This window comes from Colwellia meonggei (assembly GCF_057537295.1).
Genome location: NZ_BAAJLZ010000003.1, coordinates 396,066 through 413,141, shown reverse-complemented (window position 1 = coordinate 413,141; position 17,076 = coordinate 396,066). Strand labels below are relative to the sequence as shown.

At 39.2% G+C, this 17,076-nt stretch carries 14 protein-coding genes; 4 read left to right on the top strand and 10 right to left on the bottom strand.

The window, feature by feature from the left end:
* Nucleotides 1-178 precede the first annotated feature (178 nt).
* Entirely contained in the window at nt 179-757 is a 579-nt protein-coding gene (locus tag AC27E9_RS10305) for a hypothetical protein (protein ID WP_487129823.1), read from the top strand.
* Between the two features lie 5 nt (nt 758-762).
* Here AC27E9_RS10305 and AC27E9_RS10300 read toward each other — a convergent pair whose 3' ends face one another.
* The 9 genes from AC27E9_RS10300 to sdhC all read right to left on the bottom strand — a co-directional run bounded on the left by AC27E9_RS10300 (nt 763) and on the right by sdhC (nt 11,414).
* Entirely contained in the window at nt 763-1,455 is a 693-nt protein-coding gene (locus AC27E9_RS10300) for a S1 family serine peptidase (RefSeq protein ID WP_487129821.1), read from the bottom strand.
* A 98-nt stretch (nt 1,456-1,553) separates the two neighbouring features.
* The gene (gene sucD, locus AC27E9_RS10295) at nt 1,554-2,426 is read right to left on the bottom strand and encodes a succinate--CoA ligase subunit alpha (RefSeq protein ID WP_487081104.1); all 873 of its coding nucleotides are present in this window, start codon (nt 2,424-2,426) and stop codon (nt 1,554-1,556) included.
* Nucleotides 2,426-3,592, bottom strand: a complete 1,167-nt coding sequence (gene sucC, locus AC27E9_RS10290; RefSeq protein WP_487129819.1) for an ADP-forming succinate--CoA ligase subunit beta — start codon at nt 3,590-3,592, stop codon at nt 2,426-2,428. Before sucC ends, sucD begins: the two co-directional genes overlap by 1 nt.
* 177 nt (nt 3,593-3,769) lie before the next feature.
* Entirely contained in the window at nt 3,770-5,251 is a 1,482-nt protein-coding gene (gene odhB, locus AC27E9_RS10285; protein WP_487129817.1) for a 2-oxoglutarate dehydrogenase complex dihydrolipoyllysine-residue succinyltransferase, read from the bottom strand.
* A 51-nt stretch (nt 5,252-5,302) separates the two neighbouring features.
* Nucleotides 5,303-8,107, bottom strand: a complete 2,805-nt coding sequence (locus AC27E9_RS10280) for a 2-oxoglutarate dehydrogenase E1 component (RefSeq protein WP_487129815.1) — start codon at nt 8,105-8,107, stop codon at nt 5,303-5,305.
* A 97-nt stretch (nt 8,108-8,204) separates the two neighbouring features.
* Nucleotides 8,205-8,915 carry a succinate dehydrogenase iron-sulfur subunit gene (locus tag AC27E9_RS10275; RefSeq protein WP_487129813.1) on the bottom strand — a complete coding sequence of 237 codons (711 nt, stop codon included), beginning with the start codon at nt 8,913-8,915 and terminating at the stop codon, nt 8,205-8,207.
* A gap of 10 nt (nt 8,916-8,925) precedes the next feature.
* On the bottom strand, nt 8,926-10,698 hold the full coding sequence (gene sdhA, locus AC27E9_RS10270; RefSeq protein ID WP_487129811.1) for a succinate dehydrogenase flavoprotein subunit: 1,773 nt from the start codon (nt 10,696-10,698) through the stop codon (nt 8,926-8,928).
* Nucleotides 10,699-11,046 (bottom strand): succinate dehydrogenase, hydrophobic membrane anchor protein, encoded by a 348-nt coding sequence (sdhD, locus tag AC27E9_RS10265; protein ID WP_487081098.1) that lies wholly within the window; start codon nt 11,044-11,046, stop codon nt 10,699-10,701. It abuts the gene before it with no gap.
* Complete coding sequence (gene sdhC / locus AC27E9_RS10260) at nt 11,040-11,414, bottom strand: succinate dehydrogenase, cytochrome b556 subunit (protein ID WP_487115874.1); 375 nt, start codon at nt 11,412-11,414, stop codon at nt 11,040-11,042. The genes sdhD and sdhC overlap by 7 nt, the downstream gene beginning before the upstream one ends.
* A gap of 402 nt (nt 11,415-11,816) precedes the next feature.
* Here sdhC and AC27E9_RS10255 point away from each other — a divergent pair, with 402 nt between their 5' ends.
* Nucleotides 11,817-13,103, top strand: a complete 1,287-nt coding sequence (locus AC27E9_RS10255; protein ID WP_487129809.1) for a citrate synthase — start codon at nt 11,817-11,819, stop codon at nt 13,101-13,103.
* A 159-nt stretch (nt 13,104-13,262) separates the two neighbouring features.
* Nucleotides 13,263-14,777 (top strand): hybrid sensor histidine kinase/response regulator, encoded by a 1,515-nt coding sequence (locus tag AC27E9_RS10250; protein ID WP_487129807.1) that lies wholly within the window; start codon nt 13,263-13,265, stop codon nt 14,775-14,777.
* 33 nt (nt 14,778-14,810) lie between these two features.
* On the opposite strand, the gene AC27E9_RS10245 is transcribed toward AC27E9_RS10250, so the two are convergent.
* The gene (locus AC27E9_RS10245; protein WP_487129805.1) at nt 14,811-15,797 is read right to left on the bottom strand and encodes a GlxA family transcriptional regulator; all 987 of its coding nucleotides are present in this window, start codon (nt 15,795-15,797) and stop codon (nt 14,811-14,813) included.
* A 460-nt stretch (nt 15,798-16,257) separates the two neighbouring features.
* On the opposite strand from AC27E9_RS10245, the gene tcdA reads away from it, so the two are divergent.
* The gene (gene tcdA / locus AC27E9_RS10240) at nt 16,258-17,046 is read left to right on the top strand and encodes a tRNA cyclic N6-threonylcarbamoyladenosine(37) synthase TcdA (RefSeq protein WP_487129803.1); all 789 of its coding nucleotides are present in this window, start codon (nt 16,258-16,260) and stop codon (nt 17,044-17,046) included.
* The last annotated feature ends 30 nt before the right edge of the window (nt 17,047-17,076 follow it).

The window sequence follows — 17,076 nt, the reverse complement described above, 5'->3', positions numbered from 1 at the left end:
TAGTCGGCACCCCGACGCCAAACTAGTAAACAAACTCCAAGCCGATCAATTTACCGTAGATGTAAGTCTAGTTTTTCAAATTTTATCTTATACTAGCTCATTGAATCCGATGGACTTACCCCAATTAAAATATATGTATAAAAGTTAACTAGTAATTCGTAGTTCAATTAGGAATCAAATGAAATTTTACATACCTAAAACAATTAGCCCAGATATAAGAATAAAGTTAGGCTCAGTTAAGGTTCAAAAGATCAAAGTCATAGTACATCCAAATTCAATTAAGGATGAATGCTTAGAAAATGTTCGTGCCTATTTAGACAATCATCAAGGAGAAATCCAATTCGGATGGAAATTTAGTTTATTAGGAAATGTAATACTTCGCTTGATTGCTCATGCAGTTGTAAAAAAAGAAAATAAAGACTTAATTTGTATATCACCAAATAAGAATAACTTAAAAGAAATAAACTTTTTACCGGACAATTCCATAAAAAATATGATTATTGGTAAATACCTGCCAGGGAAGCACTTGTCTTTAATAAAGAATCAAAATGTCCAAGAGTATGCTCTATTATTAGATAAAGTTGAAAAACTAAAATGTGAATTCTTACCAGAAAATATTCAAGTTGAGCTTGATAAAATTAATACCATAGCCACTTTATACTTGCCTGCAGTTTACAATGAAGCCATGATAAAAACGAAGATGAATGAATGCTGTTATTGTGGCTCTGGTATTCTAAGAGCCTTTTGCCACCAATAGATAATTTATATTAGTTTATCAATCAAATCTTTAATTTTATTTGCAGGACAAGCATACGTAATTCCAGTGTTTTCTTTATAAATTGCATCAAGTTCGTTTTGAAAATATTCATCTGCCATCTCAACAACCTTTAACTCTTCTTTATAGCCACTAATAATTCCACAGAGAAAGTGTTGCCCGTTTTTATAAAAAACTACTGGGCCACCAGAGAAGCCGACATTATTTATACCATCTAATATCAGTTTGCTTGATGTAATCATAGAAACAATAGCACCTCTTTGAAAAGGCATTGGTTTTTGGTCTAAATGTTCGAGTTCTATATATTCTTCCATCATCAAAGGAAAGCCCAAAAAGTGGACGTGTTGACCTATATGTAGCCCTGAATCATCCAAAAGAAAAGTATTCTTTTCAGTGTTATTCAAATATGGGAAATCAAAAACCGCTACATCTAACTTTTCATCTCTAGCAATTAGTTTGAGTCCGTGCCAAATATACCAACCTTCTTTATTTTTTAGATAAAGTTCATTATTGAATGGCTCAGTAATAAGATGATTAGCAGTAATTAAATATGATCTTTGCTTATACTCTACAACTACCGCTGTTCCACATTGCCTATTACGAATGAAAAATGTCCGGCCTAATACTAATGTCGTAGGTGGTATTATTTGAAATACAGGACTTCCAGAGATAGATTCCATTTAAATTTCCATTAATTCATATCATGTGAAATATAGTATATAAAAAAACCCGCTAGAAGCGGGTTTTTATCAAGGATTACAAGCTGTAAGCTACTCGCCTACCAGCCCGTTTTCTCTTTAAGTGCAGAGCCAATCTCAGCTAAAGAACGAACAGTTTTAACACCAGCCGCTTCTAATGCTGCAAATTTCTCATCAGCTGTACCTTTACCACCAGCGATAATCGCGCCAGCGTGACCCATACGCTTACCTTCTGGTGCAGTAACACCAGCAATGTAAGATACTACAGGCTTAGTAACGTTAGCTTTAATGTATTCCGCAGCTTCTTCTTCAGCTGTACCACCAATTTCACCAATCATTACGATTGCTTCAGTTTGTGGATCGTTTTGGAACATTTCCAATACGTCGATGAAGTTAGTACCTGGGATAGGGTCACCACCAATACCTACACAAGTAGATTGGCCGAAACCGGCATCAGTTGTTTGTTTAACGGCTTCGTACGTAAGCGTACCAGAACGTGAAACAATACCAACTTTACCTGGTAAGTGGATGTGACCTGGCATGATACCGATCTTAGTTTCGCCCGGAGTGATAACACCTGGACAGTTAGGACCAATCATACGAACGCCAGTTTGCTCAAGCTTAACTTTAACGTCAACCATATCTAAAGTTGGGATACCTTCAGTGATAGTTACGATAAGCTCGATGCCAGCATCGATAGCTTCTAAGATAGCGTCTTTACAGAACGGAGCTGGAACGTAGATAACTGTAGCTGTTGCGCCAGTTGCTTCTACAGCTTCACGTACTGTGTTAAATACTGGTAAACCAAGGTGAGTTTGACCACCTTTGCCTGGTGATACACCACCAACCATTTGCGTACCGTATTCAAGTGCTTGTTCTGAGTGGAATGTACCTTGACCACCAGTGAAACCTTGACAGATAACTTTAGTATCTTTGTTAATTAATACAGACATTATTTGCCCTCCGCAGCTGCAACAACTTTAAGTGCTGCGTCAGTTAATGATTCAGCAGCGATGATGTTAACATCAGAGCTTGCTAATACTTCACGACCAGCTTCAGCGTTAGTACCTTCTAAACGTACAACTACTGGAACTTCAACGCCTACTTCTTTAACAGCAGCGATAATACCTTCAGCGATCATGTCACAACGAACAATACCACCGAAAATGTTAACTAATACTGCAGATACGTTGTCATCAGAAAGGATAATTTTGAATGCTTCTGCAACACGTTCTTTAGTAGCACCGCCACCAACATCTAAGAAGTTAGCTGGCTTGCCGCCATGTAAGTTAACGATATCCATGGTACCCATTGCAAGGCCAGCACCGTTAACCATACAACCAACGTTTCCGTCTAATGCAACATAGTTAAGTTCCCACTGTGCTGCATGAGCTTCACGTTCATCTTCTTGAGATGGATCGTGCATTTCACGGATTTTAGGTTGACGGTATAAAGCGTTACCATCAACACCAATTTTTCCGTCTAAACAGTGTAAGTTACCAGCGTCAGTTACAACTAACGGGTTGATTTCTAATAATGCGAAATCAAAATCGTTGAACATTTTTGCAAGACCCATGAAGATCTTAACAAATTGCTTCATTTGTACTGGGTTTAAACCCAATTTGAAGCCAAGTTCACGTGCTTGGTACGCTTGAGGGCCTACAAGTGGATCGATTTCAGCTTTGTGAATTAACTCAGGAGTTTCTTCAGCAACTTTCTCGATTTCAACACCACCTTCAGTAGATGCCATGAATACAACTTTACGTGTACCACGGTCAACAACAGCGCCAAGGTATAATTCGTTAGCGATGTCTGTACAGCTTTCTACTAAGATTTTAGAAACTGGTTGTCCGTTCTCATCTGTTTGATAAGTAACTAGGTTTTTACCTAACCAGTTTTGTGCAAATTCTTTGATTTCTTCTTTCGTTTTAACTAGCTTAACACCGCCAGCCTTACCGCGGCCACCAGCGTGAACTTGAGTTTTAACAACCCACATATCACCGCCGATTTTATCAGCAGCTTCTGCAGCTTCTTGAGGGGTATCGCAAGCGAAACCTTCAGAAACTGGTAAACCATATTCAGCGAATAATTGTTTCGCTTGATACTCATGCAAATTCATGGTGTTTTTCCATTTATCTGTAGATGAAAATGGTAATAATTTTGAAGTAAATTACTACCATCGAAAAAAGTCGATCGATTATAGTACAAAAGCTCTAAGGAACCTAGTCCTTAGAGCCTAATACTATAGTCTAAATCAAACAAAAGGTTTTAATTAATAAAGCCTATTAGATGTTAACTATATGTTTAGTAGTAAACGTGTTGGATCTTCTAACAATTCTTTGATTGTTACTAAGAAGCCTACTGATTCTTTACCATCGATTAAACGATGATCATAAGAAAGTGCTAAGTACATCATAGGTAAAATTTCAACTTTTCCGTCAACTGCCATTGGGCGGTCTTGGATTTTGTGCATACCTAATATACCGGCTTGAGGTAAATTAAGAATTGGTGTTGAAATTAATGAACCAAAAACGCCGCCGTTAGTGATAGTAAAGTTACCACCTTGCATTTCGTCCATGGTTAATTTGCCGTCACGACCTTTAATTGCTAGGTCACGAATGCCATTTTCAATACCTGCCATGCTTAATTGGTCAGCATCACGTAATACTGGTGTTACTAAGCCACGTGGCGTTGATACCGCAATCGATACGTCAAAGAAGTTGTGATATACAATATCATCACCGTCGATTGAAGCATTTACTGCTGGGTAACGTTTAAGTGCTTCAGTTACCGCTTTCACGTAGAAAGACATAAAGCCTAAACGTGTATCATGTGTTTTCTCGAATACGTCTTTGTATTGCTTACGAAGATCCATAATTGGCTTCATGTTCACTTCGTTAAACGTAGTTAACATGGCTGTTGAGTTCTTCGCTTCAAGTAAACGTGTAGCAATTGTTTTACGTAAACGTGTCATAGGAACACGTTTTTGTGTACGCTCACCTAATGCAGCAGACGCTTGTGCTGTTGGAGCAGGCGCGGCGGCTGGTGTAGGAGCAGCTTTTGGCTTATTCGCCGCAGCTTCTACATCTTCCTTAGAAATGCGACCACCTTTACCTGTTCCGGTAACATCAGCAGCAGTTAAGCCTTTTTCTGTCATTAAACGACGAACTGACGGGCTTGCAAGCTCATCTGAACTTATAGCTTCTTCAGCAGAAGCAGCAGGCGCTGCCGCGGCAGAGGCACCAGCACTTAATTCGCCAATTTTTTGTTCGCCTAAAACGGTATCGCCTTCAGCATGGATAATTTTACCAATTACACCATTGTCTTGAGCAACAACTTCTAAAACAACTTTATCTGTTTCGATGTCAACCAAATTCTGGTCAACTGAAACAGTGTCACCTTCAGCAACATGCCAAGTAGCAACTGTTGCATCAGCTACAGACTCAGGTAATACTGGAACAACGATATCAATTACTTTACCAGCGCTACTTGCAGCAGCTGGAGCACTTGCTGCTGGTGCAGGCACTGAGGCTTCTGCATCACCTTCAGCTAAAATAGCGATAACTTGTTCACCTAATACTGTCGCGCCTTCAGCTTGACTAATTTCAGTGATAACACCGTCTGATGTTGCTGGCACTTCAAGTACCACTTTGTCAGTTTCGATATCAACTAATACTTGGTCGCGAGATACTTTATCGCCTACTTGTACATGCCAAGTTGCTACTGTTGCATCTGCAACTGATTCAGGTAAAACGGGAACCTTAATTTCGGTTGTCATTTATATTATTCCTTACACACTCTTAATTAATCTCTTTATAAAAAAGAGGGTCTATTCTACATTAAGCGCGTCATGAACTAGCGCCTGTTGCTCTTTAACATGTACTGACATATAACCTACAGCAGGTGCTGCTGAAGCCTTACGGCCGGCGTATGTCAAATAAGTCCCTTCAGGGATTGCCGCTCTAAAGTGATGCTGTGAACAGTACCAAGCACCTTGGTTTTGCGGTTCTTCCTGACACCAAACGAATTGCTTAACATGGCTGTATTTTTCAATCTCAGCTTTTAGCTCTTCTTCTGGGAATGGGTATAATTGTTCGATACGAATGATAGCGACATTGGTTTGCTCATTCTTACGACGTTGCTCAAGTAGTTCGTAGTAAACCTTACCACTACAGAAAACTACACGCTCAACACCTTTCGCATCGATATCATCAACTTCACCAATAACGTTATGGAATACACCAGTTGACATTTCTTCTAGTGAAGATACTGCTAACGGGTGACGTAATAACGATTTAGGCGACATCACCACTAATGGACGGCGCATAGGACGTACCACTTGGCGACGTAACATATTAAATACTTGTGCTGGTGTTGATGGCACACATACTTGCATATTGTGATCGGCACAAAGTTGTAGGAAGCGTTCAAGACGAGCAGATGAATGTTCTGGACCTTGTCCTTCGTAACCATGTGGTAATAGCATAGTTAAACCACATAGGCGGCCCCACTTTTGCTCACCAGAACTTACGAATTGGTCAAACACGACTTGTGCACAGTTAGCAAAATCACCAAATTGTGCTTCCCAAATAGTTAAACCTGATGGTTCAGCCGTGGTATAACCATATTCAAATGCTAATACTGATACTTCAGAAAGTACTGAATCATGAACGTCAAATGGACCCTGACCTTCACGAATATTTTGTAGTGGTAAATAACGACTTGCGTCGTCTTGACCATGCAATACCGCATGACGGTGGAAGAAAGTACCACGGCCAGCATCTTGACCGGTAATACGAACTCGTTTACCTAAATCAACAATCGATGCATAAGCAATATTTTCCGCCATACCCCAGTCGAGTAACTTCTCGCCGTTAGCCATTTTCACACGATCATCATAAATTTTCTTTACGCGATTATGTACTTGGTGGTCTGCCGGAATTTCAGCGACTTTAGCAGCAAGCTCTTTTAACTTATCGACAGAGATTTCTTTCTCGTAGTCATCGTCCCAGTCATGGCCTAAATATGGAGACCAGTCGACAGAGTGTTCTGTCATAGGGCGCCACTGCTCAACCGTACACTGACCTTCATCAAGTAACTTACGATAGTATGCGGTTAATTCATCCGTTTTTGCTTTGGTTAAAGAGCCTTCAGCATTCAACTTGTCAGCATAAAGTTGACGAGGTGTTGGATGTTTTTTAACTTTTTTATACATAAGTGGCTGTGTAGCACTTGGCTCATCAGCTTCGTTATGTCCGTGACGTCGGTAACAAACTAGATCGATAACAACATCACGCTTAAATTCATTTCGGTAATCTAGAGCAATTTGCGTTGCCAAAATAACCGCTTCAGGATCATCACCATTAACATGAAGAATTGGCGCTGAAACCATTTTTGCGATTTCAGTACAGTACTCACCACTGCGAGTATCTTCTGGGTTAGAAGTAGTAAAACCTACTTGGTTATTTACCACGATGCGAATTGTACCACCCACTTTAAATGCGCGAGCTTGTGACATGTTAAAAGTTTCTTGTACCACACCTTGACCAGCAATTGCTGAATCACCATGAATGGTAATAGGTAAGACTAAGTCACCTTGATTACAATCACGACGATCTAAACGCGCTCGCACAGAGCCGATAACGACTGGGTTAACAATTTCTAAATGCGACGGGTTAAATGCTAACGCTAAATGTACGTTACCACCTGGGGTGACAAAGTCAGACGAATAACCTTGGTGATATTTAACATCACCAGACGATAATACTTCATCATGCTTACCACCAAACTCATCAAAAAGTTTCGATGGATTTTTACCCATAACGTTGACCAGTACATTTAAACGCCCACGATGAGCCATGCCCATCACAACTTCTTTAGCGCCTTGCGAACCAGCACGACTAATCAGTTGTTTCAGCATAGGCACTAAGGCATCGCCACCTTCCAAAGAAAAGCGTTTTGCACCAGGGAACTTAGCACCTAAGTACTTTTCAAGGCCATCTGCCGCAACTAAGCCTTTAAAGATTTCTTCTTTTTCTTCAACGCTAAGTACCGCTTGCGATTGCACTGACTCAAGTCGTTGTTGTAACCAACGTTTTTCATCAGTCGACGTAATATGCATATACTCAGCGCCAATAGAACCACAGTAAGTAGTTTTCAACGTTTTGTATAGCTCACCAAGCTTCATAGTATCTTGGCCAATAGCCAAAGAACCTACTTTAAATTCACGATCGAAATCATTTTCCGATAGATCATGGTGAGATAATTGTAAATCACGCACTTTATCACGTTGCCATAACCCTAAAGGGTCAAGGTTTGCATTTTGATGTCCGCGAAAACGAAAAGCGTTAATAAGTTGTAAAACTTTAACTTGCTTAGCGTCACTACCACCTGAAACAATAACTGTTTTCTGGGTTTGTTGGGCTAGCTCTTTAAATTCGTTACGGATTTCAGAATGCCGATATTCAACGTCAGCACCTTCAATTTTAGGAAGTTGTTGGAAAATATCTCGCCACTCTGCAGATACAGATTGTGAGTTATCCAGATAAGATTCGTATAATTCTTCAATATAAGCAGCGTTTGCACCACTTAAATGGGAAGACTCTATCCAAGCCTTCATAGCACCTTCGGGCATTGCCTGTTCCTTTATGGGATAAAAGCAATAAAAACAAATTGTCTAATAAAAATAGCAGAGTATTTGTGTAGCAACATAAATACCCTGCTGTCTTATATTAAACCGCTCTTGTTAGCAACATTGACTTAATATGGCCAATGGCTTTGGTTGGGTTTAATCCTTTCGGACAAACGTCAACACAGTTCATGATACCGTGACAACGGAATACGCTGTAGGCATCTTGTAAATCATCTAAACGTTCTTCTGTGGCAGTATCACGGCTATCGATAAGGAATCGATACGCATGTAATAAACCAGCTGGACCGATAAATTTATCAGGATTCCACCAGAAAGACGGACAAGATGTTGAACAACACGCACATAAAATACACTCATAAAGACCGTCAAGTTTTTCACGTTCTTCAATTGATTGTAGGTGTTCACGTGCAGGTTGTTCTTTACCATCATTAATTAGGTATGGACGAATTTTTTCATATTGATTATAGAACTGAGTCATATCAATAATTAAATCACGCACTACCGGTAAACCTGGTAATGGGCGTAATACTATTTTATTTGCTTTTACAGCAGATAATGGCGTAATACATGCCAAACCATTTTTACCGTTCATGTTTAAACCGTCAGAGCCACATACGCCCTCACGACATGAACGACGAAAAGACAATGTTGAATCTTGTTCTTTCAACAAAATCAACGCGTCAAGTACCATCATATCTGAGCCTTCAGGAACTTCAAGCTCATATTCTTTCATATATGGTTTGTTATCAACATCAGGGTTGTAACGGTAAATAGAGAAAATTTGTTTCATTACAACGCTCCTAGTAAGTTCGTGCTTTCGGTGGGAAAGCTTCACGGTGAACAGGTGCCATATTTACATCACGCTTAGACATTTCTTCAGTGTCTGGTGAGTAAATTGAGTGGCATAACCAGTTCTCATCATCACGATCTTGGAAGTCTTGACGAGCATGCGCGCCACGTGACTCAGTTCGGAAGTTTGCCGCTTTAGCAGAACAGAACGCTGTTTCCATTAAGTTATCTAATTCTAAACATTCAATACGTTGGGTATTAAACTCAGTAGACTTATCATCTAACTTAGCGTTTTGTAAACGTTCACGGATTTCTGTTAATTCTTTCATACCCTCAGCCATTGCTTCACCTTCACGGAATACCGAGAAGTTAAGTTGCATACATTGCTGTAAGTCTTTACGAATTTGAACAGGATCTTCACCCGTTGTTGATGATTCCCAACGATTAAAGCGAGCTAATGCTGCATCTAAATCTGAGTCAGAGGCATCAGCAGCTGATTGAGTTTCGTTTAAGTAAGTTCCTAAGAAGTTACCTGCTGCACGGCCAAACACGACTAAATCTAGTAGTGAGTTGCCACCTAAACGGTTAGCACCATGTACAGAAACGTTAGCAATTTCACCTACAGCAAATAAACCTTCAATAATAGTGTCTTGACCTGTCTCTGGGTTAAAGCTAATTGCTTGACCATTAACATTACAAGGTACACCACCCATTTGGTAATGACATGTAGGGATAACCGGAATAGGCTCTTCCGCAGGATGTACATGAGCAAATGTTTCTGACAAGTCACAAACGCCAGGTAAACGCTGCATAAGTGTTTCACGACCTAAGTGATCAAGCTTAAGTTTGATATGAGGACCGTATTGAGGGTGATCACAACCACGACCTTCACGAATTTCGGTCATCATTGAACGAGCAACTACATCACGTCCCGCTAAATCTTTAGCATTTGGTGCATAACGTTCCATGAAACGCTCGCCGTCTTTATTGAGAAGGTAACCACCTTCACCACGACAACCTTCAGTAACTAGTACACCAGCGCCGGCGATACCGGTTGGGTGGAACTGCCACATTTCCATATCTTGCATTTGTACGCCAGCACGAAGCGACATACCAACACCGTCTCCGGTATTAATGTGGGCATTAGTTGTTGATGCGAAAATACGACCAGCACCACCAGTTGCAAGAACAGTTGCACGTGCTTTAAAGTAAACCACTTCACCTGTTTCGATACAAATAGCCGTTGTACCAACAACCGTACCGTCATTGTTTTTAACTAAATCTAATGCATACCATTCAGAATAAACGTTAGTTTTGTTTTTAACGTTTTGTTGGTATAGACAATGAAGCAAAGCATGGCCTGTACGGTCAGCTGCTGCTGCAGTACGTGCAGCTTGTTCACCACCAAAATTCTTTGATTGACCACCAAACGGACGTTGGTAAATTTTACCTTGTTCGGTACGAGAGAAAGGTAACCCCATTTTCTCAAGTTCGATAATTGATTCAGGGCCAGTTTTACACATGTATTCGATAGCATCTTGGTCACCGATATAATCAGAACCTTTTACCGTATCGTACATATGTTGTTCCCAATGATCTTCATGGGCATTACCCAAAGCGACTGTAATGCCACCTTGCGCAGAAACCGTATGAGAACGAGTAGGGAAAACTTTTGAGATCAAAGCACATGATTTGCCTGACTCAGAAATAGCTAGAGCGGCGCGCATACCTGCACCACCGGCGCCAATTACAATGGCGTCAAACTCACGAATAGGAACGCTCACTTACACACCCCACACAGTTAATAAGCCTGTTGCGAAATATACAAGCAACAAAACAGAAAAGAAAAATTGTAAACCACCGCGTAAAAACGCTGGTTTAATGTAATCAGAAAGTACTTGCCAAACACCAATCCATGCATGAATCAGTAAAGCTATAATAGCTAATATGGTAAATATTTTAGTGCAAATACCTGCGAAGAATGCGCGCCAGATTTCAAAAGTTACATCAGGAGTTGTAACGAAAAAACCAACTAAAAATAAGGTATATAATGCTAAAATAATAGCACTTGCACGAAGAAGAATAAAATCATGTACGCCACTACGGCCTACTGTTGCTGCGTTGTTTACCATAATCGAACTCCTACTACTACAGTAAGCACCAACCAAAGTGCGATAATAAGTTTTGCCGTAGCATTACCCGAAGCTAGCTCTTCAAAATGGCCTAAATCCATAAATAAATGACGAATACCGCCAAGTAAGTGATAGATAAGCGCAGAAAGCGTACCAAGAATAATAATTTTGAAAAATACACCACTAAGTAGTGATTCTACTTGGGCGAAACCTTCAGCAGAAGATAGAGATAAAGAAAGCGTCCACAATAAAATACCAATAGCAAATACCATAATCACACCAGAGATACGGTGCAATATCGAAGCATTAGCTGCTGCATGCATTTTAATTGTTGACAAATCTAGGTTTACAGGACGTTGTTTTTTCACGATTGTTGCCTAAGGAGCTCTTGGAGCCTTCAACTTATTTTTTTACGTTATCTATACTAATTATGCTAGATAACCCCCCTCCGATTTGAATTATATTTTTACACTTAACATACGAATGCAAAAACAGAATTCAGATCGGCTTGATTATATAGGTGAAAATCATTAATTACAATTTTCTTCACTGACAAGTTTCAGCCTAGTTTCAAGGCTTTCGACTAATTATTAACCATACTCAACAAAAAACATTAGCAACATTTGACTTTAGTCTAAGTAACTCACAAACGAATTGACTTTTGGGGGGTGATCTGAAGTAGAATACGTGCAGTTTAATATTCACAAAAATTGACTAAACATTTGGTTTTGACAATTTCAAGATAAATAAATTTAATGGGGATGAAACATATGGCTGACTCAAAAGCCTCTCTTAGTATCGACGGTAATGTAGTTGCCGACTTGCCAATTTTAAAAGGTAGTGCCGGTAACGACGTAATAGATATACGTACACTAGGCGGCGCAGGCTACTTCACATATGACCCAGGTTTTTTAGCAACAGCCTCTTGTGAGTCTGAAATTACCTTCATCGATGGCGGCAAAGGTGTACTTCAACACCGTGGTTACCCTATTGATAGCCTTGCTAAGCAAGCTGACTACTTAGAAGTTTGTTATATTTTATTAAATGGCACTGCACCAACTAAAACACAATATGACGAATTCACTAGCATCATCACTAACCACACTATGGTTCATGAAAAGCTAGTACATTTTTTCCAAGGTTTCTTACCTGATGCGCATCCAATGGCGATGTTATGTGGTGTTGTTGGTGCATTGTCATCATTTTACCACAGTGACTTAGACATCAACGAAGCTGACCAACGTATGCGTAGCGCACACCGCTTAATTGCGAAAATGCCAACTATTGCAGCAATGGCCTATAAATACAGCATCGGGCAACCTTTTGTTTACCCACGTAACGACCTAACTTACGCTGAAAACTTCCTACATATGATGTTCTCTGTACCAGCAGAAGAATACGTTGTTAGCCCAACAGTTGCTCGTGCTATGGACCGTATTTTCACATTGCATGCTGACCATGAACAAAACGCATCAACGTCAACAGTACGTTTAGCGGGTTCATCTGGTGCCAACCCTTACGCATGTATCGCGGCTGGCGTTGCTTCATTATGGGGCCCGGCTCACGGCGGTGCTAACGAAGCATGTTTAACTATGCTAGAAGAAATTGGTTCATTAGATCGGGTTGATGAATTCGTTGCTAAAGCAAAAGATAAGTCTGACCCATTCCGTTTAATGGGCTTTGGTCATCGTGTATACAAAAACTTCGACCCACGTGCTACGGTAATGCGTGAAACCTGTCATGAAGTATTAACTGAACTAGGTATCAAAGATCCACTACTTGACGTAGCTATGGCGCTTGAAAAAGTAGCGCTTGAAGACCCTTACTTCATCGAGAAGAAACTATACCCTAACGTTGATTTTTACTCAGGTATTATCTTAAAAGCTATTGGTATTCCAACAAACATGTTTACGGTAATTTTCGCCATGTCACGTACCGTTGGTTGGATTGCTCACTGGGATGAAATGCTAGGTCAACCAGGTCAGAAAATTGGTCGTCCTCGTCAAAAATACACTGGCGAAATCGACCGCGAGTTTACACCGTTAAAAGACAGATAATTCAGATAATTTAATGTTCATGATTTAAAGGCAACCTATAGGTTGCCTTTTTGTTATCTAATTCTTTTTTATGATAAATAAATCACTGTACATTGTTGTTACAAACACTATATTCTTAGTAATAAAGTAATTTATTATATTTTTAGCGGTATTCTATTTGTGTTTGATCCGATTTTAATTATCGACGAAAGTCGCTTAGTACGTGAAGCAATAGCTAATATTATACTGTCCTGTGGGGTGAGTAAGACGAATGTTGCTTGCGTTGAAAGCTTAGACGATGCGCAGGAATTTTGTGAGTTATCACCAATTAGTTTATTAATATGTACCGATAACCATAATGACCAAACACCGCTTTTCATTCACACAGAGCTAGTTAACCTGACAGCGCAACCAATTTTACCTCTACTGGTTTTATCACATCAAAATGAAAATGTTGATTGTTCACTAAAAACAACTGAAGTTAAGCATATTACTTTACGTAGACCGTTTAAACGTCAGCACGTCATTGACGCCTTATTTCGTTTAACCACAAATGAGATATTTGCACAAAATACTCAAGTGAAAGAGCCAACTAGCAAGCATTTAGCGATTCAGCTAAGCCAACCATTAAAGCCCGTAAAACCTAGCATACTAGTGGTTGATGATGAGAGCAGTAATATTGACGTCGCGGCAGGTAACCTGCGTGAATATTATCGTGTTATTGCCGCTAAATCTGGTGAACATGCATTAAAAATAGTTAATAGTAAAAAACATAATATTGAATTAGTTCTACTCGATATTATGATGCCAGAAATGGATGGTTATCAAGTTTGCGCTAAGTTAAAAAGCAATGCTGAAACTGCCAATATTCCAGTGATATTCCTTAGTGCGAAATCAGAGATTTCCGATATAAAGTATGGCTTTGATTTAGGTGCAGTTGATTATATAACTAAACCATTAAATGGTGATTTATTGCGAGCACGTGTTGCCACACACATTCGCTTAAAGCAGCAAAATACAGCGCTTGAACAGCAAGTAACCACCCTAAAAGAGAATGCTAAGCTTCGTGAAGATATTGAAAAAATCACCCATCATGATCTTAAGGGGCCGCTCAATAACATACTATTTGAAACGGTGCGTTTGCAAGATAAATCTGCGGCAAACTCAATTAACAAAGCGGTTAATAATGTTGTTGATATGATCAACAATTCATTGAATTTATATAAAATTGAACAAGGTATTTACCAGTTGTCATCACAACGTGTAAACCTAAACCAAATGATAAAAGACGCAGCTAATGCCATGTCAGTGATATCACAAGAAAAGTCACTGAATTTTAACTTTATAGGTTTTGAAAAAACACAAATGATCACCGGTGAACCCTTATTGTGTTTATCAATTTTTAATAATCTCGTTAAAAATGCCGTAGAGGCATCACAAAACAATGATGAAATAACACTTTCATTAACGGATGAAATGAGTCATGTAAGCTTTCAAATAACCAATCAAGGCGTTATTCCAAAAGATTTACGTGCGACGTTATTTGAGAAATATAGTAGCTCGAACCACAACAGTGGTACGGGCTTAGGCACATATTCTGCTAAACTGATGACCGAAGTACAACACGGTGAAATATATTTTGAAATTATCGATGAACAGCAAACTATATTTATCGTTAAACTACCATCTATATAAAATAATTATCACAGTTAAATATTGATAGTAATATTAAGCGAATTTCTCACGATAATCCTTTGGCGTAACCCCAGTAAAGCGCTTAAATAACTGCCGAAAACTACTGATATCTTCATAACCAATTGACCAAATTATTTGATTTATTGGTTCGGTGGTTTTTTCTAAACGTTGTTTGGCATGTTCTACTCTTATTCGCTGCAAATAACTAAGTGGTGTTTCTGCCGTTGCTTGTTTAAAGCGCCGCTTAAAAGTTCGGGCACCTAAGCCTACTCGCTCAGCAAGTTCGTCAATAAAAACATCATTATTAAAGTGAGATTCAATCCACTCTTGTGCTTTTAATATAGCTTGGTCGTTATGTTCTTTTTGTGCTTGAAACGAAGCGTAGGGTGATTGCTTTTGCCGTACGGGATCGAAAACAATTAACTTCGCACAATCAGAAGCAATATCTTTTCCGACATATTTGTCAACCAAATATAATGCTAAATCAATATAAGACATTGAGCCGGCTGAACAAATAACTTTACCATTGTCTATTAGCATACGGTCACAGTCTAAACGAACTGACGGAAATAATCGCCTAAACAGGTCCGCACTACGCCAATGCGTGGTCGCGGTTTTCCCGTTTAACAAACCGCATGAAGCAAGCACAAAACTCCCTGTACAATAACTAGCAATCGTTGTCCCTTGCTGATGACATTGCACTAACCATTGCTTAACTTCCGGTAAGTTATCGACCATAACATCGTCTGCACAGCAATCAATAACCGCTCTTACCGAAGAAGAAACTATAATAATATCAGGCATTTCATTGGTAATAATGTCAGAGGTTGGCGCTATTGCTATACCGTTGTAACCTTTGACCGGCTTGTTATTTATGGTAACGATTTGACATGATATTACACTTTGCTCTTGCGCTGTATAGCGATGCTGCCGGCAATGCTCTGCAGCAAAAAACACATCAACTAAACCATAAACACCCGATAAAACACATTGATTAGATGCTAAAACCGCAATTTTCATCCTACTTAACCTTAAACAAATGTCACAAACACCATCAATAATGTCAAATATGCCACCTCAAAACTATCACTACAAGCGCTAAAATGAGTTCTCTACTGAAAAAAGCAAAATAAACGGGAATTTATTTTATGAAAACTTTGATCAAATCGATAAAAATCATACATTTTTTACTGCTGTTTTTCTTAATGTTAACCTTAGCTCTACTGCCTTTGCTGACAGATGCTGGATTAATCGTCAATTTTGTATATTTACCGCTCTGCTTTGTATTATTAGGCATCATAAGCATTAATATTGAAAATAAACTAAATAAATGTGAGCAATTAATAAATCAACAACAGTCGTTGCTCAACCTAAAAAAATGTCGAATTTATCAGGGATTATGCTGCTTGCACTCTTAATATTTAGACACTGCCCCTGCTATAATAGCCAGCGTATTTATAGTTAACGGTTTTATTAGGTTATGTCTGATTATCAATTAAGGTTTGGCGGTATTACTCGCTTATATGGCGATAAAGGAGCAAATGCTCTGCAACAAGGTCATTTCTGTGTCATAGGAATTGGCGGTGTTGGCTCTTGGGTTGCCGAGGCACTTGCTCGTAATGGTGTTGGGCAACTGACATTAATTGACTTAGACGACTTATGTATAACGAATATTAACCGCCAAATACATGCGCTAACAGATACTGTTGGCGAAAGTAAAGTTGATGTTATGGCAGCGAGGATCAAGCAAATCAATCCTGACTGTCAGGTTAACATAATAGAAGATTTCGTCACTTTGGAGAATGTTAGAGAGCTACTAACAGATTCAATTGATTATGTTGTTGACGCCATTGACTCTGTTAATGTGAAAAGTGCCATTATTGCGCACTGTAAAAGGAATAAGTTGCCAATAATTACCATTGGTGGTGCCGGTGGGCAAATAGATCCAAGTAAAATTTCCATTGCAGATTTAAGCCAAACCTTTCAAGATCCTTTATTAGCAAAGGTACGTAATCAATTACGTCGTGAATATAATTTTTCTCGTAATGTGAAACGAAAGTTTTCAATTGACGCAATATTTTCGAGTGAACAACTACGATATCCAGATAATGAAGGTAATGTTTGCCACGCAAAACAAGCAAATGAAGGAGCTATGCGCCTTGATTGTAGCGGCGGTTTTGGCGCAGCGACACATGTTACTGCTTGCTTTGCATTCTTTGCGGTAGGAAAAGCAATTGATAAATATTTAAAGCGAGTTTTAAACACTTAAGCATTTGCTTTATCAATTCAATGCTTACTC